This window comes from Alicycliphilus sp. T452 (assembly GCF_054512775.1).
This window is the reverse complement of the sequence record NZ_JBTNEH010000039.1, coordinates 1-22,416: the sequence shown is the minus strand read 5'-3', so window position 1 is coordinate 22,416 and position 22,416 is coordinate 1. Positions and strand designations below refer to the sequence as shown.

19 protein-coding genes, 2 pseudogenes and 1 other annotated feature are annotated in these 22,416 nt (G+C 63.6%); of the genes and pseudogenes, 12 read left to right on the top strand and 9 right to left on the bottom strand.

Features of this window, described 5'->3' with window-relative positions; genetic code table 11:
* Positions 1 to 125 precede the first annotated feature (125 nt).
* The 9 genes and pseudogenes from ACX12L_RS21875 to ACX12L_RS21835 form a co-directional block, all read right to left on the bottom strand.
* Positions 126 to 628, bottom strand: a pseudogene (locus ACX12L_RS21875) (transposase); the annotation flags it as partial.
* Positions 234 to 350 (bottom strand) — a sequence feature (AL1L pseudoknot). Its footprint overlaps the pseudogene before it by 117 nt.
* 220 nt (positions 629 to 848) lie before the next feature.
* Positions 849 to 1,076, bottom strand: coding sequence for an EexN family lipoprotein (locus ACX12L_RS21870; protein ID WP_013519655.1), 228 nt, complete (start codon positions 1,074 to 1,076; stop codon positions 849 to 851).
* 13 nt (positions 1,077 to 1,089) lie between these two features.
* Positions 1,090 to 2,016, bottom strand: coding sequence for a LysR family transcriptional regulator (locus tag ACX12L_RS21865; protein WP_013519656.1), 927 nt, complete (start codon positions 2,014 to 2,016; stop codon positions 1,090 to 1,092).
* A gap of 191 nt (positions 2,017 to 2,207) precedes the next feature.
* Positions 2,208 to 4,190 carry an esterase/lipase family protein gene (locus tag ACX12L_RS21860; protein ID WP_238530611.1) on the bottom strand — a complete coding sequence of 661 codons (1,983 nt, stop codon included), beginning with the start codon at positions 4,188 to 4,190 and terminating at the stop codon, positions 2,208 to 2,210.
* A 115-nt stretch (positions 4,191 to 4,305) separates the two neighbouring features.
* Positions 4,306 to 5,340 (bottom strand): annotated as a pseudogene (locus ACX12L_RS21855) (bifunctional enoyl-CoA hydratase/phosphate acetyltransferase); the annotation flags it as partial.
* The gene (locus tag ACX12L_RS21850) at positions 5,273 to 5,836 is read right to left on the bottom strand and encodes a universal stress protein (RefSeq protein ID WP_013519659.1); all 564 of its coding nucleotides are present in this window, start codon (positions 5,834 to 5,836) and stop codon (positions 5,273 to 5,275) included. The gene ACX12L_RS21850 and the pseudogene ACX12L_RS21855, both read right to left, overlap by 68 nt.
* 68 nt (positions 5,837 to 5,904) lie before the next feature.
* On the bottom strand, positions 5,905 to 6,651 hold the full coding sequence (phbB, locus tag ACX12L_RS21845; protein WP_013519660.1) for an acetoacetyl-CoA reductase: 747 nt from the start codon (positions 6,649 to 6,651) through the stop codon (positions 5,905 to 5,907).
* A gap of 10 nt (positions 6,652 to 6,661) precedes the next feature.
* Positions 6,662 to 7,105, bottom strand: coding sequence for a hypothetical protein (locus ACX12L_RS21840; RefSeq protein WP_013519661.1), 444 nt, complete (start codon positions 7,103 to 7,105; stop codon positions 6,662 to 6,664).
* A gap of 107 nt (positions 7,106 to 7,212) precedes the next feature.
* Complete coding sequence (locus ACX12L_RS21835) at positions 7,213 to 8,970, bottom strand: PHA/PHB synthase family protein (RefSeq protein WP_015912935.1); 1,758 nt, start codon at positions 8,968 to 8,970, stop codon at positions 7,213 to 7,215.
* A 321-nt stretch (positions 8,971 to 9,291) separates the two neighbouring features.
* Here ACX12L_RS21835 and ACX12L_RS21830 point away from each other — a divergent pair, with 321 nt between their 5' ends.
* The 12 genes from ACX12L_RS21830 (at position 9,292) to ACX12L_RS21775 (ending at position 22,055) form a co-directional block, all read left to right on the top strand.
* Positions 9,292 to 9,900, top strand: a complete 609-nt coding sequence (locus ACX12L_RS21830; protein WP_013519663.1) for a TetR/AcrR family transcriptional regulator — start codon at positions 9,292 to 9,294, stop codon at positions 9,898 to 9,900.
* 62 nt (positions 9,901 to 9,962) lie between these two features.
* On the top strand, positions 9,963 to 10,388 hold the full coding sequence (locus tag ACX12L_RS21825) for a hypothetical protein (protein ID WP_425294492.1): 426 nt from the start codon (positions 9,963 to 9,965) through the stop codon (positions 10,386 to 10,388).
* 27 nt (positions 10,389 to 10,415) lie between these two features.
* Positions 10,416 to 11,456, top strand: coding sequence for a secretion protein HlyD (gene hlyD / locus ACX12L_RS21820; RefSeq protein WP_013519665.1), 1,041 nt, complete (start codon positions 10,416 to 10,418; stop codon positions 11,454 to 11,456).
* A gap of 1 nt (position 11,457) precedes the next feature.
* Positions 11,458 to 13,230, top strand: a complete 1,773-nt coding sequence (locus ACX12L_RS21815) for an ATP-binding cassette domain-containing protein (protein WP_013519666.1) — start codon at positions 11,458 to 11,460, stop codon at positions 13,228 to 13,230.
* On the top strand, positions 13,227 to 14,396 hold the full coding sequence (locus tag ACX12L_RS21810) for an ABC transporter permease (RefSeq protein ID WP_013519667.1): 1,170 nt from the start codon (positions 13,227 to 13,229) through the stop codon (positions 14,394 to 14,396). The genes ACX12L_RS21815 and ACX12L_RS21810 overlap by 4 nt, the downstream gene beginning before the upstream one ends.
* Positions 14,397 to 14,400: 4 nt before the next feature.
* Entirely contained in the window at positions 14,401 to 15,519 is a 1,119-nt protein-coding gene (locus ACX12L_RS21805) for an ABC transporter permease (RefSeq protein WP_013519668.1), read from the top strand.
* Positions 15,516 to 17,165, top strand: a complete 1,650-nt coding sequence (locus ACX12L_RS21800) for an efflux transporter outer membrane subunit (protein ID WP_168727961.1) — start codon at positions 15,516 to 15,518, stop codon at positions 17,163 to 17,165. Before ACX12L_RS21805 ends, ACX12L_RS21800 begins: the two co-directional genes overlap by 4 nt.
* Positions 17,162 to 18,313, top strand: coding sequence for an L-threonine dehydrogenase (gene yiaY, locus ACX12L_RS21795; protein ID WP_013519670.1), 1,152 nt, complete (start codon positions 17,162 to 17,164; stop codon positions 18,311 to 18,313). The genes ACX12L_RS21800 and yiaY overlap by 4 nt, the downstream gene beginning before the upstream one ends.
* Positions 18,314 to 18,366: 53 nt before the next feature.
* Positions 18,367 to 18,576 carry a YgaP family membrane protein gene (locus ACX12L_RS21790; RefSeq protein ID WP_013519671.1) on the top strand — a complete coding sequence of 70 codons (210 nt, stop codon included), beginning with the start codon at positions 18,367 to 18,369 and terminating at the stop codon, positions 18,574 to 18,576.
* A gap of 7 nt (positions 18,577 to 18,583) precedes the next feature.
* Positions 18,584 to 19,996 carry an MBL fold metallo-hydrolase RNA specificity domain-containing protein gene (locus ACX12L_RS21785; RefSeq protein ID WP_066708194.1) on the top strand — a complete coding sequence of 471 codons (1,413 nt, stop codon included), beginning with the start codon at positions 18,584 to 18,586 and terminating at the stop codon, positions 19,994 to 19,996.
* A complete protein-coding gene (locus tag ACX12L_RS21780) occupies positions 19,993 to 20,859 on the top strand; it encodes an LOG family protein (protein WP_013519673.1) in 867 nt (288 codons plus the stop codon). Before ACX12L_RS21785 ends, ACX12L_RS21780 begins: the two co-directional genes overlap by 4 nt.
* A complete protein-coding gene (locus tag ACX12L_RS21775) occupies positions 20,856 to 22,055 on the top strand; it encodes a lipid A deacylase LpxR family protein (RefSeq protein WP_013519674.1) in 1,200 nt (399 codons plus the stop codon). Before ACX12L_RS21780 ends, ACX12L_RS21775 begins: the two co-directional genes overlap by 4 nt.
* The last annotated feature ends 361 nt before the right edge of the window (positions 22,056 to 22,416 follow it).

Genomic DNA, 22,416 nt, shown 5'->3' with positions numbered 1-22,416 from the left:
TGGCCTCATTACGCCGATCCGAGACTGGCTCCAATACGGCGATCACGCCCTGGCTCCATTACGCCGGTCAGCGGGTGGCGCCTATATGCCGATCATGGAGTGGATCCAATATGCCGGTCGGTGACAGCGTGCCACACGCGCTGGATATCGGCTTTCAAAGCCTCGTCACGCTGGGCGCGTGCACTGCGCAATTGGGGGTTGCGTTGCCGGGCTGCATGGCGCCAGTAACACGACGGGGCCATCTGCAACACCCGGCAGATGGGCTCGACCCCGTAGTCGTCACGATGACGGTCGATGTAGGCATTCACGACTTGAGTCGGCGGTCGAGCTCCGCCTGCGCAAAAAACGCGCTGGCCGTCTTCAGGATGTCATTGGCCCGGCGCAGCTCTTTGACCTCACGTTCCAGTTCCTTGATGCGCTGGGCATCCGAACTGGTGGTGCCGGCACGCTGGCCGCTGTCGACCTCGGCCTTCTTGACCCATTCGTGGAGGGTCTGCGGCACACAGCCAATCTTGGGGGCAATCGATTCAATGGCTGCCCACAGCGATGGGTAGTCGGCTCGATGCTCCTGCACCATGCGCACGGCGCGCTCGCGGACCTCGGGTGAGAACTTGTTTGACTTGGTCATAGCTCCATCTTCTCAAGTGTTGGAGCCTCCTCAAAACCCGGGGCGGTTCAGGATCGGTGCCGGGTCAGTGCCGGTCAAAGGCCGTTATGGCGGGGATTGAGGCTGAAAGAGCCAGATTTCGCGCGGAAGCGAAAGCAATAGAAACACCACAGACGCGAGCGCGTTGCGGCGTGGTGATGTATCAGCGAGAACTTCGTGCGGTAAAACGACGACAAGGAAGTTACTTGGATTTTTGCTCAGGCCGATCACCGAAGAAGCGCCGGTTGGCGGCTTCTGCCGCACGCAAGCAGAGTTCGTCGCCGACCTTCGATCGATCTTCCCTGCATTGGCGCTGGATCTCCTTGATGCGGTCGGGATTGGCGGCGAGCGCATCCACGGTTTCCGAAGGTTGGGAGGGGCCGCATGCGGTCAGCGCAGCAACCACCATCAGCAGCATCACTTTGTTCATGGGGTCAATCCTTTCATCGAGTGGATCGTGGATTCCCGATGCTGCTCAGAGATTCTGCTGAATCAATGGAGGCCACCCGGTCGATGAATCGGGCCAACATCTCTGGAGCCTCTGTATCGCGACACAGTAGATAGGTCGTCAGCATTGGCGGTTTACCCGCCAACGGCCGAGCCACTACACCAAGCTCACGGCTGGACGCAACGTGTGCCGCTCCGGCCAAGCCCAAGGCCAGCCCGGCGGAAACCAAGGTCATCATGAGGTCAAAAGAGGCAACGTGCTGAACGATGAGCGGCTCTCGTTCGTACTTGCGCAAGATTCGATCGACCTGACGTGCATGTCCTTCGCAAATCAATGGGTCGCCCAGCACCAGCGGGTAGTGCAGAACCTCCTCCAGCGGAATCTGCTTGAAGGCCAGAACAGGATGGCGAGCGGGCACCGCCACCATCAACTCATCCTCCCAGGCAGGCGTAACCACGATGCCATCACCTACGTCTTCGGCCATCGAAAATCCTGCGTCGTATAGCTCATCGTGCAGACCCTTGATTTGTTGGGCCATCGAAACTTCGAACAACCGAACCTCGACCTCGGGGTCTTCTTCGCGGCACTGCGCAAGTAGCGCCGGCAAGCGTGATGGCGTGATGCCGTCGGACAAGGCAATGCGCAATTGCCCGTGATAGCCATTGGAGGCAGACCTGACGCTATCGCGTGCTTGCTCCAGCGCAGCGAAGATGCGCGGTACGTGCTCCAACAGCAACCGACCCGCACGGGTCAATTGCGTGCTGCGAGTAGTGCGAACGAACAGGCGCGCACCAAGGTCTTCCTCCAGTTCCTTGATGGTGCGAGACAGCGGCGATTGATCGATGTGTAACCGTTCAGCGGCCCGAGCAAAATGAAGCTCTTCCGCGACTGCGGTAAAACATCGAAGGTGGCGTAGCTCCACTTCTGTCCTTCCTAGCGTGTCAGATCATCCACGTTCCGTGGGATGCAGCCGGATGCTCCGCTCGTGTGTGAACACCAAGGACGCCGCCCTTCCAAACCGAAAATATCCACGGTGCGATGCAAGCGATTCAGCCAAGACCACATAGTAAGTGATATGTTACTTACTATGCTTCGAAAAATCAATGACTGAACTCATCGTTGGGGTGGGCAACTCCCTCTCCGGACGGAAGACGAATCAGCGGCTGTCAACCGATGCTTGGAAATATCTTTGCGCAGGATTCGCCGGATTTCGACGACGGATGCCGCGGTCTCCTGCACGCTGTGTCCGGACACGATGATTTCTTCCGACTCGGCGCCCTCCAGATGCGCGCTTCGATAGGGAACCAAACCATCGTCCGATTCAGCGAGAGGGCCGTTAGCCTGCCGCCTGGCAATGATCGAGTGATAGGACACCTGATCCGAAATCGGAAGCTCGCTCGTAGCTTTGACGAAGGGATCGTTTTCGTCGAGTTGGTCAATGCTGTTGGGGATGTTCTGCAAGATCGTGGCCTGTGCCGTGGCCATGATCTCCGCGCGAGCCGGGAAGGCGTCGCCGAGGGTTGACAGCAGCGTCAATGGCAAGCGGATCAATCCGGCCACCCAACGCCCAAGTCCCTGCCCGGCAACCACGGTTCCACGGTGCGGTGTGGCAACGAATATCACGCGATCAACACCTGGGAATGGCTGAAAGCGCAAAAGGGGGTCAAGTTGGGAACGGGTGCTCCCAAGACGGTTCAGATCGATTCTTGGATCCGATGCAGCCCACTCCCACAGCTGCTGGTCTGCCGTGGAAACCATCAGCCGCGCCAGCAGTCCTCCCATGCTGTGCCCAATCAACACCAGCCCGTGGGAAGCCAAGGTTTCCTCTTCAGGGTCGAAGTGATGCAAAGCTGCCGCCAGAACTTGGCGGATTGCTGCATGACTGGCTGGTACAGGCATATTCGTGGGGTAATAGATCTCCCACACTTGGAATTCGCATCGCAGCTCTTCATCGGCCAGAAGCTCATTGGCAACGTTGACCCATGCTTCGGGGCTGCTCGCCAGTCCATGCACCATCACGATGATGCGCCGCCGCGGGTCGAACGGCTGCATCAGATACAGATGCGGCTGATCGATGCCACGCTCACGCCCAAACAGCCCTCGCAAGGATTGCTGGTTGAATCCCGAACGCGCCAACCATAAGCCGTAGCCAGCCGTGAAGTTACCAGCCAGTGGAACGCGTTGGCCGTGGAGTTGCAGATAGTCCTGTACCAAGGGGTCATACACACCGACGACGAGTTCACGCGAGGCAAGCAGCTCATCGACGGTGAGTGCATCAAAACGAAGCACTACTGTCACGTTGGGCGTTGGCATTTCGCTCCAGGCGGGAAATACCCCCGGGCGCTCGTTACCGGCGGAAGATTCGTCTGATTCGTCCAGTGACTTCGGATCTGCCTCCGTTACGGCCACCAATTCCGCACCCAAGCCGTCCCTGCGATAGATGCCGCGCAGGCCTTGGAATGCCAGAGCGTTCGCAGGCAGCAACTCGCGTGGCGTGGTCGCATCGTTGGGCAGCCGGGCGTTCAAGTCGACTCGCAAAGCCCAGTCACCCAAGCGCAATGTCGCTTTGGTTTCGCCAGCATGTGCACGAAGTGCTTGGTGCTGTAGGCCAAACAATTGCGTGACCGTTTTTTGCACCGCATAGTTGTACCAATCGCGCACCTGCGTCTGCCGTTCCTCAAACGCGCGCTCGCCGGGCGAGCGCCTGGTGAAAAAGAGATACGCGTAAGCGTGCCGAGCCGTCTCGATCCAGGCGGAAGTAGAAACGATGCGACTATTTGGGACTGCCGTCGAGATCGACATGGCATGCTGCAACCAGAGTTCAGCCAGTGCCGACAGCCTCGTTTCGCCGTCCAAGTCCTTCATCATGGTCAACGCCTCGATGCAAGTGAGCGAGGTGTTCGTTGCGCAAACTCGCTCATCGAGCCCGGTCACGCGGATTGTCTGCAAGGTCGGTGCGCTGAGTTTGCCTCTGCCGAGGAGATCGCCGCGTCGTAGGGCAACGTATTCATCCGGCGTCATCGCGCGTACAGCGACAGAAGGTTTGAATTCACTGACGACCGCGCAACCACCAAGTGCAAACGCGGCGGTGATCACGATCAACCAACGCCAGAGAGATGCAAGGAGCATATGCCTCACGATCGAGAGCTGCGTACCGGCACTGCAGAATCATTACCTGAAACGAACGGAACATTGCCCGTGAAATTGCATTTCATACGCGGCTCCCTTCGCCCTGAACAAAAGCACGCTGGCGATGCGCCAAGATCAGTGCAATGGCGCATGAAGCTATTCGCGTGCGGCGCGAGTCCGAGCGACTGGTGAGCACAATCGGCACGCGCGCGCCCATCACGATCCCCGCGCTATCGGCTTGGCCCATGTATTCCAGTTGCTTGGCCAGCATGTTGCCGCTTTCCAGGTCGGGAACGACCAGGATGTCGGCTTGCCCGGCCACGGCGGACTTGATGCCCTTGACGCGCGCGGCATCGGGAGAGACGGCGTTATCAAAGGCCAGTGGCCCGTCGAGCACACCTCCGGTGATCTGGCCACGATCGGCCATCTTGCACAGTGCCGCAGCATCCAGGGTTGAAAGCATGCGCGGGTTGACGGTTTCGACCGCCGCCAGGATCGCCACCTTGGGCTCGGCAATGCCGATGGCGCGCGCCAAGTCGATGGCGTTGCGCACGATGTCGGCCTTGATTTCGAGCGTCGGAGCGATATTGATGGCGGCGTCGGTGATGATGAAGGGCCGTGGGTAGCTGGCCGTCTGCATGATGTAGCAGTGCGTCAATCGGCGCTCGGTGCGCAGGCAGGCTTCGGGCGCCAGGATGGCACCCAGGTACTCATCGCTGTGCAAGCTGCCTTTCATCAGCGCCTGCACCTCGCCCTTGCCAGCCAGCCGGGCGGCGGTGGCCGCTGCGGCGTGGCTGTGCGGCACATCGACGACCTCGCTGTCTCCCAGTTCCAACCCCGTGTCGGCCGCAACGGCACGCAACTTGGCGAGCGGCGCCACCAATACTGGCGAGATGACGCCGGCATCGCGCGCGTCCAAGGCACCCCCCAAGCTGAGCGCGTCGCAAGGGTGCACCACCGCGGTGCGAACCGGGGCCATGGTTTTGACATGGGCGATAAGACGCTCGACACCACTTGGAGGATCGGCGCGAACGCCCTCAGGGGCTTGTTCATTCATGTGATTTCTTTGCCTTGCTTGCGCCAGTTGAACGCCAGCCTGACGTACCGATGTTGTCGCTGGCCTTCACTGGCGCCCGTGCGGCTGAAGATGGCGGGCCACCATCTCGGCTCGACTGGCGCACCAGCATTACCGGAACTGGCGCGATGCGCGCTACTTGCTCCGCATCGCTGCCCAGCAGCAGCCGGTTCATGCCGCGACGTCCGTGGGTGCCCAGGATGACCAGGTCGCAATCGTTGATCTCGGTCTGATGCGCGATCTGTTCCGACACGCGTTCGGTGCCGCTTTCAAGCAGCACCGTCTCTGTGGCAATTCCTTCCCGGCGGAGCCGACTCGCAGCCTCATCCAGCAACGTCTGGCCGGCTTTGAGGAAGCGTGGGCGGACATCCTTGATGTAGACCTCGGGACGTTCGAAACCCGTGCTGTGGCGGGTTGGTTCGACGATATGCAGCAAGATCACGGTGGCGCCGCTCAGGCGTGCCAGTTCTGCCGCATGATCGAGCGCCAGGAAGGATGTGGGACTGCCGTCCAGCGGCACCAGAAATCGGGAATACATGGAACTCCTCCGGGAGGCGCTGACTGCCGCGCGGGAAACCGCCCGCAAGGGCTGCGGGCTCTCCCGACTCATGACATGTGCTGGCCACCGTTCATCGCCACGTTGCTGCCCGTCATGAAAGCAGCAGCGTCACTGGCGATGAAGGCCACCAGCGCCGCGATCTCATCCGGCTGGCCGAGGCGACCCACCGGAATCGCTTCGATGACCTTCTGGCGCACGTCCTCGCGCACCGCCATCACCATTTCGGTGGCCAGATAGCCTGGCGAGACGGTGTTGACCGTCACGCCCTTGCGTGCCACCTCCTGCGCCAGCGCCTTGGTGAAGCCATGCACGCCAGCCTTGGCCGCCGAGTAATTGGTCTGGCCGAACTGACCCTTGCTGCCGTTGATGGACGAGACGTTGACGATGCGCCCCCAGCCACGCTCCACCATCGGATCGATGAATGGCTTGGTGACATTGAACATGGAGTCCAGGTTGGTGCGCAGCACGGCGTCCCAGCCGGCCTTGTCCATCTTGCGCAGGGTCGCGTCGCGGGTGATGCCGGCGTTGTTCACCAGGATGTCAACGTGGTGGCCGTCCGCCTGAATCTGACGCGCCAAGGCCTGGGTCGATTCCCAGTCGCCGACATCGACGCCGTAGGCCGTGAACCGGTAGCCTTTGGTGTCCTGCGCGTCAAGCCAGGCGGCGACCTTCTCGTTGCCGGGCGTGTGCGTGATGATGACGCGGTGGCCCGCGTCGTCCAGCGCGCGGGCAATGGCCGCGCCAAGGCCGCGATTGCCGCCAGTGACCAGGGCGGTTCGTCCCGAACTGCTCATATGCGCCTCCTCACTTTTTGGCCTTGCCCTGAGGCGCGGCGCCTGGCGCAGTCCAGGGCTGCGTCCATTGCTGAAAAAACTGCGCGAAAGAGGCTGTGCCGCCGCTGGCGCCGAATACCTCGGAGACAGATGCCTGCCAGGTGGTCAGCGCTTCGCGCAGGCCATCGGCGAATGCCGCCTGGCTCTTGGCAGCAGCCCGGCCGACCGCCTGTGTGTCGCCCATACGGCCTTGGCACAGGCGCCAGAACACCTCGGACGGCAAGGTGGCAAGCGCCTGCCAGTCCGCTGCCTGTTGGAGGTTCTGGATGCGCGAGGTGGTCTCCAGCACGCCACCGGCACTGAGCTGCTGCATGGCTTCGAGCCAGTGGTGGCCGCTTTCTTGAAGCAAGCGGGTGATCTGAAGCTGCAACTCGGCATTGGCCTTGTAGAGTTGGATGGGCAGTTCGCTGTTCATGTCAATGCTCCACGGTCATGATGCGCCCCTCCGGGGCGGGTGTAGGCCATGGCTGCGCAACGGCCCGATGAAAGTTGAGGGTGTATTCTTGGCGGTGTTTTGTCCTGTCATCGCATGGCCACATAGGTTCCCGGCGCATCGCCAAGCGGTGCTTGCGTCCCGCCCATGGCAGGCGGCGCGACGCGCCCGGCAGAGCGCTGGGCCAGCCATTGCTGCCATGCCGGCCACCAGGAGCCTTCGTTCATCGGGGTCTCGGCACGCCACAGTTGCGGATCGATATAGCGATCGCCGGCCGCACGGGTCGCAATCTGGAAGCTGCGCCGGGGGTGTCCCGGCTCGCTGACGACGCCGGCGTTGTGCCCCCCGCTGGTGAGAACAAAGGTCAGTTCCGCATCGCTGAGCAGGTGCATCTTGTACACGGACGGCCAGGGGGCGACGTGATCGCGCACCGTGCCGACGATGAACATGGGCACCTCGATGTCGGCCAGCGCCACGGGTCTCCCGCCGACGCGGTAGCGCCCCTCGGCCAGGTCGTTGTCCAGATACAGGCGCCGCAGGTACTCGCTGTGCATGCGGTACGGCATGCGGGTCACGTCGGCATTCCAGGCCATCAGGTCATTGAAGGTCTGACGCTCACCCAACAGGTATTCGCGCACCCGTCGCGACCAGATCAGGTCGCGTGAGTTGAGCATCTGGAACGCGCCAGCCATCTGCTTGCCGTCGAGATAGCCCTTGTCCCACATGCCGGCTTCCAGCCATGCCAGTTGACTGTCGTCGATGAAAAGCGCGATCTCGCCCGACTCGCGGAAATCAGTCTCCGATGCCAGCAGCGTCAGGCTTTGCAGACGCTCGTCGCCATCGCGCGCCATCGCGGCGGCGGCGATCGCGAGCAAGGTGCCGCCCAGGCAATAGCCGACCGCCTGCACCTTGCGTTCGGGCACGATGGCCGTGACCGCATCCAATGCGTCCATGACCCCCAGCCAGCGGTAGTCCTCCAGGCCGAGGTCACGATCGGCCGCCGTCGGGTTCTTCCATGAAAGGATGAACACCGTGTGCCCCTGATCGACCAGGTACTTCACCATCGAGTTGTGCGGCGACAGGTCGAGGATGTAGTACTTCATGATCCAGGACGGCACGATCAGTACCGGCTCCGCATGCACATCCGGCGTCGTGGGTGAGTACTGGATCAACTCGATCAGGTGGTTTCGAAACACCACCTTGCCTGGGGTGACCGCCACGTCCTTGCCGACCTCGAACCCTTCGACCCCTGCAGGCGCATCGTCGAGCGCGAGGCGCCTTGCATCTTCCAGAAAGTTCATGGCGCCGCGCCACAGGTTTGCGCCCCCGCTTTGCGTGATGGCGTGCAGCACCTCGGGGTTGGTCCAGATGAAATTCGAAGGCGACCACATGTCCAGCCACTGCCGCCCGGCGAAAGTGACCATGTTCTCGTGATGGCGCGACACGCCACGCACGCCCGTGGTGGCGTTGTGCCACCACTGCTGCTGCAGCAAAAAGCCCTGGTGAATCACGTTGAAGGGCCACTGCTGCCAAGCCGGGGCGGCAAAGCGCCGATCCTGCTCCAGCGGTTCGATGCAGGTCGGGCAGTCGTGCGCACTGGCAACGCGCAAGGCATAGCGCGCAAGGCGCTGCTGCTTGTGCAAACCCTTTTCGATCAAGCTGCGTTGCTTGCCTGGTGAAAGGCTCAGGTGCAACGCCCAGTCGTACCAGGCCAGCAGGCCGGCCGCCGGTGACAGCCCACCCGTGCTGCGCGCCCGCCAGGCGTTCGCAAGCGTATCCAGGGTGTCAGGGCGACAGGCTTCGGGCTGCGCCAGATCGGCCTTGCCGTGTGTTGCGACGTTGCTCATCTCCAACCCTTCATTTAGCGAGTAACATATTACTATCTTATCGCTTACAGGAAAAGTTGCAAGCCTTCCGCAGGGGCGCCAAATTTTTCAGCCACCCAAAGCTCAATCACTACCGCTGCTGATGCTGCAGTCCGACGATCAAGCACTTTTCGATCTGTCTGGAAGGCCATACAGCTTCTTGAGTTGCATCAAGTTGACCGATCCGCTCTCCCCAGGAAAGGGCCCACAGTCCTGCCTCACCCGACAAGTTTCCGATCTTGCATCATGGTCATTTTGCGTGTTACGATAGTAATAGATCACTAACTACATGGAGTCCGAATCGTGAGTCAACGCCCCCAATACCTGTCCGCCGAAGATCGGCGTGCGGCCACAGTGCAAGCCGTGGTTGATCTGGCAGCCGAGCAGAACCCGGCCGAGATCACGACCACGGCGATTGCCGACCGAATGGGCCTGACACAGGGCGCGCTGTTTCGCCACTTCCCCACCAAGGAAGCCATCGTGGAAGCCACGATGTCGTGGGTCGGCGAACGTCTTCTGGTCAGCGTGGACAAGGCGGCCGAGGGCGCCGCATCTCCCGCCGCAGCGCTCGAAGCGATGTTCATCACGCACATCGACTTCGTGTCCAAGCACCCGGGCGTGCCACGCATGTTGTTCGGAGAGTTGCAGCGCTCTGGCGAAACGCTCGCCAAGCGCATGGTGCAAACCCTGATCCGCCAGTACGAGCAGCGCCTGCGTCGCCTGATGGAAGCGGGCAAGGCGCAGGGCGAGCTGAGCGCGGAGCTGGACGTGGACGCCGCCGCCGTGCTGTTCATCGGCACGATCCAGGGACTGGTCATGCAGTCCTTGCTGGCCGGCAAGGTCAGCCGGATTCGTCGCGATGCGCCCGCCGTGTTCGCCATCTATCGCCGTGGCATCGAAAGCGGCACATGAAGCGCCCGTCCAGTCCACAAGCGGCACGACGATCCAGCAAACCCTCCAAAGAACCGGGAGCCATGAACATGACTGCACACAGCGGGCGCGGAATCTGGATGCGTGTGATCGCCCTGATTGCCATCGCATTTGGTCTGCTGACCATCAGGGAAGGCGGCGCCGTTCTGTTTTTTGACGGCGCGGCGCGTGCCGCAGCCGGAAGCTACGTGCCGTTCGTGCTCTGGTTCAACTTCCTGGCCGGGTTTGCCTACGTCATCGCTGGCGCCGGATTGTGGATGCGCCGGCGCTGGGCCGCATGGATGTCGATGGCTATCGCGGTGGCAACGGCGCTCGTATTCCTGGCCTTCGGAGTGCATGTGGCGCTGGACGGCGCTTGGGAGCGGCGCACGCTCATTGCCATGACGCTGCGTACGTTGGTGTGGGTTGGCATTGCGGCCATGGCTTGGCGTCGATCAACAGCGCATGCACCGACCACGCGCGAGCACTGAGCATCTCTTTCCAGTGGAAACCCATCAATGACAACTCCGAACCTCCCTACAAGAAAAGCCCGTTGGGCCGTGATCATTGTTGCCCTGCTCGCCCTTGGCGGTGCACTGGCGTTCTGGTTCACGCGCGGCCATGACAACCAGGATGCATTGCGCCTCTATGGCAACGTCGACATCCGCGAGGTTCAACTGGCTTTCCGCCAGCCCGGGCGCATCACGCAAATGACTTTCGATGAGGGTGATGTCGTCACCGCCGGCGCGCGCCTGGCCACGCTCGACGCGCAGCCATATCAAGACGCCCTTGCAGCCGCGCAAGCCCAGGTGCAGGTGGCCCAGGCCGAGCTGGCCAAGCTGCGCCGCGGCCTGCGGCCGCAGGAAATCACCCAGGCACGCGAGGCGCTCAGACAAGCGCAGGCGCAGGCGCTTGACGCCGAGCGCAACTTCCAGCGCCAGAGCAGCCTGTTGGCGTCGGGCGCCAGCAGCCAGCGCACGGTCGATGCCGCACGCACTGCCAGGGATCAGGCGGCCGCGGGTGTCGAATCCGCCAAGGCCGCCCTGTCGCAGGCATCCGAAGGCTTTCGCAAGGAAGACATTGAGGCAGCGCAGGCTCGCCTTGCAGCCGCGCAGGCAGCCGCGGCGCAAGCCACCACTTCCCTGGCGGACACCGAACTGACGGCACCCAGCAACGGCACCATCATCGCGCGGGTGCGCGAGCCCGGCAGCATGGTGGCCAGCCAGAGCACGGTCTACAGCCTGAGTCTGGACAAGCCCGTGTACGTGCGCGCCTACGTGGGCGAACGGGATCTGGGCCGCATCGCACCGGGCACCGTGGTGCACGTCAGGAGCGATTCCGGGGAAAAGGTCTATCGCGGCCAGGTCGGCTTCATCTCGCCGCGCGCCGAGTTCACGCCAAAGACGGTGGAGACAACGGACTTGCGCACGGATCTGGTGTACCGCCTGCGCATCGTCATCGACGAGGCCGACAGCGATGCCGCCCTGCGCCAGGGCATGCCGGTGACGATCGCGGTCGATGCCAAGCCGGTCTCCGGCGCGCGCGCGGGGGAGCGTTGAGATGCAGGCAGACACCGCCATGGCCGCCACGCCGGCAAGCGCTGTCGCCGCTGCCGCCGTCGTCATCGAAGGGGTGGACAAGCATTTCGGCAAGGTGCAGGCCCTGCGCAGCTTGAGCGCGCACATCCACTACGGACGGCTGACGGGCCTGGTCGGCCCGGACGGCGCCGGCAAGACGACGCTGATGCGCATTCTGACCGGCCTGCTGGTGCCCAACGCCGGTCGCGTCACCCTGGCTGGCTTTGACGTGGTCAAGGACAACGACGCCATCCATGTCGCCAGCGGTTATATGCCGCAGCGCTTCGGCCTGTACGAAGACCTGTCGGTGATGGAGAACATGCGCCTGTATGCGCAGCTGCGCGGCATGGACGCGGATCGCAATGCCGATCTGTTTGCCGAGTTGCTGGACTTCACGCGGCTTGGGCCCTTTACCAAACGCTTGGCCGGCAAGCTCTCCGGCGGCATGAAGCAAAAGTTGGGGCTGGCCTGTGCGCTGATGGCGCGGCCCAAGGTGCTGCTGCTGGACGAGCCCGGCGTGGGCGTCGATCCGGTCAGCCGGCAGGATTTGTGGCGCATGGTGCAGGCACTGACCGATGAGGGCATGGCCGTGGTCTGGTCCACCGCCTACCTCGACGAGGCCGAGCGCTGCGAGAGCGTGCTGCTGTTGAACCAGGGGCAGCTCCTGTTCGATGGTCCACCGCAGCAACTCACCGCGCAACTTGAAGGCCGCAGCTTTCGCCTGGAAAACGTCGGCGCCGAGCGCCGGGCGGTTCTGACCGAGGCACTCGATCTGGAGAGCGTGAGCGACGGAGTGATCCAGGGCGCCGGGGTGCGGGTGGTGCTGCGCGAAGGTGCGCAGGTCAGCCAAATCCAGTCGCTGGCTGATCGGGCGCGAGTAGCGCTGGCGCCGGTACCCGCCCGCTTTGAAGATGCCTTCATCGATTTGCTCGGCGGCGGGCCCGGCGGCACCTCAACCTTGGCCGAACGGCTGTCACCGGTCGAACTGGGCTCCGAAATAGCCGTCTCCTGCCGCAATCTGACCAAGCGTTTCGGTGAGTTCACCGCCACCGACCAGGTCAGCTTCGAGGTGCAAAAGGGCGAAATCTTCGGTCTGCTCGGCCCCAATGGCGCCGGCAAGTCCACCACCTTCAAGATGCTGTGCGGCCTGTTGAAACCCACTGCTGGTGAAGCGCATGTGGTGGGCCATGATCTGCGCCGCGCCACCGGTGCAGCCAAGGGCCGGCTCGGCTACATGGCGCAGAAATTCTCGCTCTACGGTCTGCTGTCGGTGCAGCAGAACCTGGAATTTTCGGCCGGCGTTTACGGGCTGGAAGGCAACACCCGGCGCGAGCGCATTGCCGAGATGATCGAGACCTTCGATCTGGGGGAGTGGCTGTCCGCCACGCCCGATTCCCTGCCGCTGGGGCACAAGCAGCGCCTGGCGCTGGCCTGCTCGCTCATGCATCGGCCACCCGTGCTGTTCCTCGATGAGCCTACTTCGGGCGTGGACCCGATCACCCGGCGCGAGTTCTGGACCCACATCAACGGCCTGGCGCGCAAGGGCGTGACCATCATGGTCACCACCCACTTCATGGACGAGGCCGAATACTGCGACCGCGTCGCCATGCTCTCGCGCGCACGCCTGATCGCGTTGGACACGCCCGATGCGCTCAAGCGCGCCGCAGCCAATGTCGAACACCCCGACCCGACCATGGAGGACGCCTTCATTCACCTGGTGGAATCTGCCGACCGCGAGATGGAGGCCGCCGCATGAACGCTGTAGCACAACGCAAGGAAGGGGCTGCTTTGGAGCCGAGCGATTTGCGCCGCTTTGACCTGCGGCGGCTGATGGCCCTGGTCACCAAGGAAAGCTATCAGGCGCTGCGCGACCCCTCGACGCTCTTGATCGCCTTCGTGCTGCCGGTGGTGTTGCTGCTGCTGTTCGCCTATGCGGTGTCGCTGGATGCCAAGGAGGTCCGCGTCGGCGTCGTGCTGGAGTCGCCCGGTGCATCGGCGCAGTCGCTGGCCGCTGCCTTCTCGGGCACCCGCTTCTTGAAGACGCAATTCGCCCACGACCGGCGCGAGGTGGCAGACCAGCTCGTCTCCGGTGCGCTGCGCGGCTACGTCGTCATTCCGCAGGATTTCGAGCAGCGCCTGGCCCAGCGCGGAGCAGAACCGCTGGTGCAAATCATCACCGATGGCTCCTATCCCAACACCGCCAACTACGTCGAGAACTACGCCCGCGGCGTGGTGCAGACCTGGCGTGCCGGGCTGGATGTCGCGGCACCCGCGCAATCCGTCGTGCTGGAGCCACGCTACTGGTTCAACCCCGAGCTGGAAAGCCGTCGCGCGCTGATTCCCGGGGCCATTGCCATCGTCATGACCATCATCGGCACCATGCTGACCGCGCTGGTGGTGGCGCGCGAATGGGAGCGCGGCACCATGGAAGCGGTGCTGTCCACGCCCGCGTCGGTGGCCGAAATCCTGATCGGCAAGCTGCTGCCGTACTTCGTGCTCGGCATGCTGTCCACGCTGGGCGCGGCGGCCTTAGCCGTGTTCGTGTTCGGCGTGCCGATGCGCGGCTCTCTGGCGGCGCTGCTGCTCTTGTCGGCGGTGTTCATGGTGCCGGCGCTGGGCCAGGGCCTCTTGATTTCGTCGCTGGCGCGCAACCAGTTCCTGGCGGCGCAGATCGCCCTGTTCACGGGCTTTCTGCCGGCCTTCATGCTCTCAGGCTTTCTGTACGAGATCGATGCGATGCCAGCGCCGATCCGCGCCATCACTCGGGCGGTTCCGGCGCGCTACTTCGTCGATTCGCTCAAGACCGTGTTCCTGGCCGGCGACATCTGGGCCGTCTTCCTGCCCAACCTGGCGGCCATGGCGGCGATTGGGGCGCTGTTTTTCCTGATCGCCAAGCGCGCCACGCGCAAGAACCTGGAGTGACGCGATGTTGACCTCTGCCTTCTCGTTCACCCGCCTGCGCGCCCAATTCATCAAGGAAGTGCTCAGCGTGCTGCGCGACCCGCGCAGCCGCATGGTGGTATTCGTACCGCCGATCCTGCAACTGCTGGTATTCGCCTTTGCAGCCACACTGGAAGTGCGCAACGTCGACATCGCCGTCTACAACCAGGACGCCGGGCGTTGGTCGCACGAGCTGGTGCAGCGCCTGGACAGCGCCCGCTTCATCACCCACGTGCGGCACGTGGACAGCCAGCGGCTGTTGCACGAGATGATCGACCGCGGCGAGGTGATCGCCGCGCTCGCCATTCCCGTGGATTTCTCGCGCACCATCGCCGCCGGCGACAGCGGCCGCGCCCAGGTTCTGGTCGATGGCCGGCGCAGCAACTCGGGCCAGATCACCGTCGCCTACCTGTCCACCATCGCCGCCGATGTCGGCGCCGAGGTCGTGCCCGACGCGCAGGCGCCGACGCCCGTGGTCGTGCGCCACTGGTTCAACCCCAACCTGGTCTACCGCTGGTTCATCGTGCCTGGGCTCACGGGCATCCTGGCGCTGTTCAGCGCGCTGCTCATCACCTCGCTGTCGATCGCGCGCGAACGCGAACTGGGCACCTTCGACCAGTTGCTGGTATCGCCCACCTCGACGCCGGAGATCATTGTTTCCAAGTCGCTGCCTGCGCTGGCGATCGGCACGCTCTTGGGCCTGTTCATGATCAGCGCCGGCGTGTTCCTGTTCGGCATCCCGTTCACCGGCTCGTTCGCGCTGCTGCTCGCCAGCCTGGTGCTGTTCATCCTGTCGGTGGTCGGCATCGGCCTGATGATTTCCGCAGTCAGCATGACCCAGCAGCAGGCCATCCTGGGGGCGTTCGCCATTGGCGTGCCGGCGGTGCTGATGTCGGGCTTTGCGACGCCGGTGGAAAACATGCCGCTCGTCCTGCAGTGGCTGGCCCAGGCCATTCCGCTGACCCACTTCCTCATCATCGTCGAAGGCAGCTTCCTCAAGGCCATGCCGCCCGGCGACATTCTCGCCAGCCTCTGGCCGCTGGCGCTCATCGCCCTCGCCACGCTGACGATGGCCACCGTATTCGTCCGAGGACGCCTGCAATGAAAACCAAAACCCGCCACCTCTCCTCGCGCACGCCAGCCGCACCGCCGGCGTCCAGGCGCTTGCGCCCGCTCGGGCTGGCCCTGTCCTGCGTGCTGCTGACCGCCTGTGCGGCCGTGGGCCCCGACTACCGCGAGCCGCCTCCTGTGGACATCGGCAGCGGTTGGACCTTGCCTCTGGCGAGCGAATCGCAGTCCGCGGACCTGGCCCGCTGGTGGTCCGCGTTGGACGACCCCATCCTTGACCGCCTGATGGGCACGGCACTGGCACAGAACCTGGATCTGCGCCAAGCCGCGGCACGCATCGACGAGGCGCGCGCCCTGCGCGACCGCGTGGCTGGCGACCAGATGCCCACCGTGAGCGCGGGCACCAGCGTGAACCGACGCGGGCAAAGCAAGAACGGCCCCTTGCCCGTGGGCTCGATTCCCGGCATGGACGCCACCCAGACCATCTACGATGCGGGCTTCGATGCGGCCTGGGAGGCCGATCTATTCGGCGCCAAGCGCCGCGCCCTGGAAGGCGCCAGCGCCCGCCTGCAAGCCACCGAAGTCGAAGCACAGGGTGTGCGCATGCGCATCGTGGCCGAGGTCGCACGCACCTGGTTCACCGCCGTTGGTGCTGGATACGAACTGCATGCACAACAAGCCACGCTGGATACGCTGCAGCAGACCTTGGAGCTGGTGCGCCTGCGGCATGCATTGGGCGACGCATCCGCCGTCGATGTGGAGGCGGCTTATGCGCAGTGGACTGCCGTCAACGCACTGCTGCCGGACATCCAGGCCCGCCAGCGCGCCGCGGTGCTGGGCCTGGGCGTGCTCTTGGGCGCTCCACCGGAGCGTGAACTGGCATTGCTCGACGGCCCCTTGGCACCGTGCACGCTGCGGGCCCTGCCGGTGGGCGAACGTGCTGATCTTCTGCGCCGCCGCCCTGACGTGCTGGCCGCGGAACGGCGTCTGGCGGCGAGTTCTGCCGACATCGGCGTGGCCACGGCCGAGCTGTTCCCCAAGCTCTCCATCGGTGTCGGCGGCGGGTTTCAGGCGCTCAGCACGGGCAACTGGTTCGATGCATCCAGTTCACGGTTTTCCATCCTGCCGCTGATTTCCTGGCGTCTGTTCGATGGTGGCCGCGTGCGTGCCGAGATTCGGGCACGCGAGGCCGCCGAGCAGCAGGCGGCGCTGGCCTATGAGCAGGCGGTGTTGGCGGCGCTGGGTGACGCCGAGCGTGCGCTGGGCGACTACCACGGCGGGCTGGACACGTTGGAGCGCCGTGCCATGGCCCTGGATGCGGCACGAACCAGCTACGGCTACGCCAAGGCTCGCTACGCCGCGGGCGATGTTGCACTGGTGGAGCTGCTGGCCGCCCAGCGCAGCCTGCACGAAGCCGAGACTGCGGCCGCACGTGCGCATACCAGCGCCGCCGTGCAATTGGTGGCGCTGTACAAGGCGCTCGGGGGCGGCTGGGAGGTATCCAACATGACGCCAAGCGCCGCCCATTCGCCTACAGGCGCCGCCGCACCCACGCCTCGTGCAAGTCGCTCCGGCATGCCTGCAAGCGCCGCCGCGACGGAACACCTCACAAGCCAAAGCGCGGAACGCGAAACCCTTACTCACTTGATCATCAACAGGCCAACCGAAGGAGCCAAGCCATGACCACCACCGCCTTTTTCATTCCGCCCGTGAACCTGATGGGCGCGGGCTGTCTTCGTGATGCAGCCAAGGCCATCCAGTCCTATGGCTTCAGGAAAGCGCTGATCGTGACCGACCTTCCCTTGGTTCGTCTCGGACTGGTCGGCAACGTGCGCGACCTTCTTGCCAGCCACGGCGTGGATACCCTGGTTTTTCATGGAGTGCAGCCCAACCCGACGACCAAGAACGTGGCCGATGGGCTGAAGCAACTGCGCGACAACGATTGTGATTTCGTCATCTCGCTCGGCGGCGGTTCGCCGCACGACTGCGCCAAGGGAATCGCATTGGTCGCTGCCAATGGCGGAACGATCAAGGACTACGAGGGACTTGACCAGTCGGCCAAGCCGCAGCTGCCCTTGGTGGCGATCAACACCACGGCTGGAACGGCCAGCGAAATGACGCGCTTTTGCATCATCACCGACGAGGCGCGCCACGTGAAGATGGCGATCGTCGACAAGCACACGACGCCCATTCTCTCGGTCAACGACCCCGAGCTGATGCTGCTCAAACCCGCCAGCTTGACCGCCGCCACCGGCATGGATGCCCTTACGCACGCGGTGGAGGCCTATGTTTCAACCATTGCCACGCCGATCACCGATGCCTGCGCACTCAAGGCCGTGGCATTGATAAGCCAATGGCTGCGCAAGGCGGTGGCTGACGGGCGAAACGTCGAAGCGCGCGAACAGATGGCCTATGCGCAGTTCCTCGCCGGCATGGCCTTCAACAATGCCTCGCTGGGCTACGTGCACGCCATGGCGCATCAACTGGGCGGCTTCTACGACCTGCCGCACGGTGTGTGCAACGCCGTCCTGCTGCCGCACGTGCAGGCCTACAACAAGCAGGTCGCTGCGGGACGCCTCGCCGACATCGCCCGCGCGATGGGGGAAAAGACCGATGGCCTGGGCGACGAGGCCGCCGCGGATCTGTGCCTATTGGCGATTCGCCAATTGTCCGCCGACATCGGCATTCCCCACGGGCTGTCACAGCTTGGCGTTCAGGCCAAGGACTTTCCCACCCTGGCCACCAATGCGCTCAAGGACGCGTGCGGACTGACCAATCCAATACAGGCGTCGCACGAGGAAATCAGTGCCATTTTCGCGGCGGCCATGTAGCCGTCGGCGTGATTTCCCGAACCCGTTCTATCCCACCATCAAGGAGTGCCTCCATGCAAACGAACGTAGGAAACCTCGATCGCATCGCGCGCGTCGTCATCGGCCTGATCCTGCTCAGCTTGCCGTTGTGGCTGGATTCGCCATGGCGGTGGCTGGGGCTCATCGGAATCATGCCGCTGATTACCGGCCTGGCGGGTCGCTGTCCGGGCTATCGCCTGCTCGGCGTGAACACCTGTCCAATGCAAAAGAAGAAGCCCGAGTGAGCATCCCATGAAACTGAAATTTCTGGGTGCTGCGCGCGAAGTCACCGGGTCGTGCTTCCTGGTGGAGGCGGCGGGCCTGCGCTTCCTGGTGGATTGCGGCATGGTTCAAGGGGGCTCTGCGGCGGCGGCGCGCAACCGCGAGCCATTTCCGTTCGACCCGGCAGCTATCGATTTCGTGCTCCTGACCCATGCCCACATCGACCACAGCGGGCTATTGCCCAAACTCACCCGCGCCGGGTTCAAAGGGGCCATCTACACCACTCCCGCCACGGTTGATCTGCTGGGCGTGATGCTGCCCGACAGTGCACACATCCAGGAGAGCGATGCAAAACGCAGTGCCAAGCGGTTCCGCGGAAAGGACCCGCTGCCGCCGCTGTACACGCTGCAGGATGCGCGCGAATGCCTGCAGCAGGTACGAGGCATCGAATACGACCGGGAGTTCGCGCCCCGGGTCGGGGTGCGCGCGCGCTTTCGCGATGCCGGGCACATCCTCGGTTCGGCCATCATCGAAGTCTGGGTCACCGAGTACGGCTACCCGACAAAACTGGTATTCAGCGGCGACCTTGGCCAGCCGGGACGCCCGATATTGCGCGACCCGACACCCATCGAGGACGCCGACATCCTCGTCATCGAGTCCACCTATGGCAACCGCCAGCACAAGGACTTTTCGGCAACCGAAGAGGAGATGATCGGCATCGTCGAGAAAACCCTGTTCGAACGCGGTGGCAACGTCATCGTGCCGGCCTTCGCGGTCGGTCGAACCCAGGAAGTCCTGTACCACCTGCACCGTCTCACCAGCGAGGGGCGGCTGCGGCAACCGAGGGTATTCGTTGATTCGCCGATGGCCACGGAAGCCACGCGCATCACGCGCGAGCACCTTGAGCTGTTCGACGAGCAGGCCAAGCGCTTGGCCGGGTGGCACGCGCGCGGCGAAAACCTGCCGTATCTGCATTTCACGGAAAGCGCCGACGAATCCATGGCGCTGAACCAGATTCGTTCGGGCGCGATCATCATTTCCGCCAGCGGCATGTGCGACGCGGGACGCATCCGGCACCACCTGCGCCACAATTTGCCGCGCAAGGAATGCAGCGTCCTGTTCTCCGGCTTTCAGGCGCAGGGAACACTGGGCCGCCAACTGGTCGATGGCGCGGCGCGCGTGCGCATCTTCGGCGACGACATTCCGGTGCGCGCGGCGATCCACAGTGTCGATGGGCTCTCGGCGCACGCCGACCAACCAGCCCTGATGGCCTGGGCCCGAGGCTTCAAGCAAGCCCCCGAGCAAACCTTTGTAGTGCATGGGGAGCCGTCCGCCGCGCAGGCTTTGGCGGAACTCCTGCAACAGCAGCTTGGCTGGCAGGTCTCGGTGCCCGAGCGCGGCCGGGTCGTTCCGTGGCCGGATTTTCTGGTGGTCGAGCGATGACACCGCCCGCTGATCCTGACGAGCGCCTGCGCGCCATCCTCGATTCACCCACATACCGCCTTGCGTATGAAGACATCGATTTGCTTGGCCAGGACGATCTGCGCCCGCTGCGTCTCCAACTCGAACTGCTCAAGCCCGAACGCATCTTGCGTGAGCAAGGCGTGCATTCGACCGTGGTGGTGTTTGGCAGTGCGCGCGTAAGCGATGCTGCCACTGCACGCGACCGGCTCGCTGTGCTGGAGCAGCGAGCGGGCACCATGCCAGGGAATTCGACGCTTGGGCGGGAACTAGTCTTGGCCCGTCGCCGCGTGGAACAGGCACGCTATTACGAAGAGGCACAGCGCTTCGCTCAACTGATCTCTGCTCGTTTCCAGCAGGAGGGACGATGCGATTTCGTCGTCATCACCGGTGGCGGCCCCGGCATCATGGAGGCAGCCAATCGCGGTGCTTTCGATGCCGGGGCTCGCTCGATCGGCCTCAACATCACGTTGCCGCACGAACAAGCGCCGAACCCCTACATGTGTCCGGAGCTGGCGTTCCGGTTCCACTATTTCGCGCTGCGCAAAATGCATTTCTTGCTGCATGCGAAAGGTCTGGTGGCCTTCCCCGGTGGCTATGGAACGCTCGACGAACTGTTCGAGGTGCTGACCCTGATCCAGACCGGGAAGATGCAACGGATTCCGGTGGTTCTTGTCGGTCGCGACTTCTGGAGCCGAGCCGTTGATTTCGATCTTCTGCTCGACGAAGGCTACGTATCGCCGTCCGATCTCGACTTGTTTACCTGCGTCGACAAAGCCGAGGAAATCATGGGTGCCTTGGAACGCTTTTACGTCGATAGGGCAACAGATGGCGCGCCATCATGATGCGCATCGGCAGCCTTCACGCGCGGCTGTCCAAGGCCAATGCGCAATGGTCGATGCGCAGTATCACGCCGCTGATTGCGTGCGCGGTACTCGGCTCGACTGCCGCCCGTGGCGCGGAGCCCGCATCCTCGGATGGTATTTCCCGCTGCCTGCCAGAGCACGCCTTGCACTGGAGAGGTGGAACCCTGCGCCTGGAGAACGATTTGTTCACGGGCACCGACCGCAACTACACCAACGGTGTGGCGCTGAGCGTGGTTTCGCGCGATCTGCAAGGCGCGCTCCGCCCGGAGTGTCTGCCCCAACCGATTGCCTGGTACACCCGCTTCATCGGCTGGGCTGATCCCGAGTTCTGGCGCGACTCTGGCGCCCAATCGGCATCGCAAAACATCGTCGTGCGCTTCGGCCAGTCCATGTACACGCCCGAGGACAAGACGCGCACCGATCTGATTTCCGACGATCGCCCGTACGCCGGCCTGCTGTACCTGGGTTTGGCATGGAATCACCGCGTCCACCCACAGGCCGCCAGCTATGAAATACTTGATGTGCGCGAACTGACCCTGGGCGTGATTGGCCCCTGGTCGTTGGCGGAGCAATCGCAGGATCTGGTGCATCGGGTGCGGGGCATCGATCGTTTTCGCGGCTGGGACAACCAGTTGCGCAACGAACCCGCGTTCCAGATGGCGATGGAGCGCAAGTTCAAGTCGTACACAGAGGGTGCCGTCCGGCCGGGGTGGAGCGGCGACGTGATCGGCAGCTATGCCCTGCGGATCGGAAACATCGAAACCGCAGCCAGCACCGGCATGGAATTGCGTGCGGGCTGGAACATTCCGAACGACTTCGGCAGCTATCCGATTCGGCCCGGCGCGGAGAATCGCCCGCCCTCGGGCGTTTCCGACCTGCGCAGAACAGAGCCTCAATCAGCGCGCGCGCCCAAACCCGGAGCGCATGCATTCCTGAATCTGGAGGCCAAAGCCGTTGCCTGGGATTTCTCGCTCGACGGGAATCTGTTTCGGCACAGCCATCACGTCAGTCGACGACCCTGGGTCGCTCAGGCAGCCATTGGCATCAGCAGCCAATGGATTGTTGCCGGGCATGGCGTGCGGCTTGCCGTGATGCGCGTCTGGAGAACCCGCGAGTTCGACCAGCAGATCGGCCATCACGCCTTCGGATCGATTGCGTTGAGCATGGAATTTTGAAATCCCGAAGCCATGCGCCCGCCTGCGAAGCATTCACCAACAACCTCCATGGAGAATCCCGTGAGTTACCTCTTGAACCCTCGACAGCTTTTGACGATCACGTTGTCAGTAGCCTTGGCCACCGCCACCACGGGACTGGGCGCGCAGTCCGCTGACGCTGCAAAGCCGATGGCGCTTCGCAGCGTCATGGAGCGACTTGGCCGTGACATGCAAGCCGTCACCGGTGCGATTTCTGTAAGCGCGCGGCGATCCCATATTGACCTTTGCCGGCCACCCGGGTATCGCTCAAGCGCTCGAAGCCTGCCAGCGATGCGGTAGCAGCTCTTCCACCCGGCTGGCCCTGTGCGTGGGCAGCCGCGTG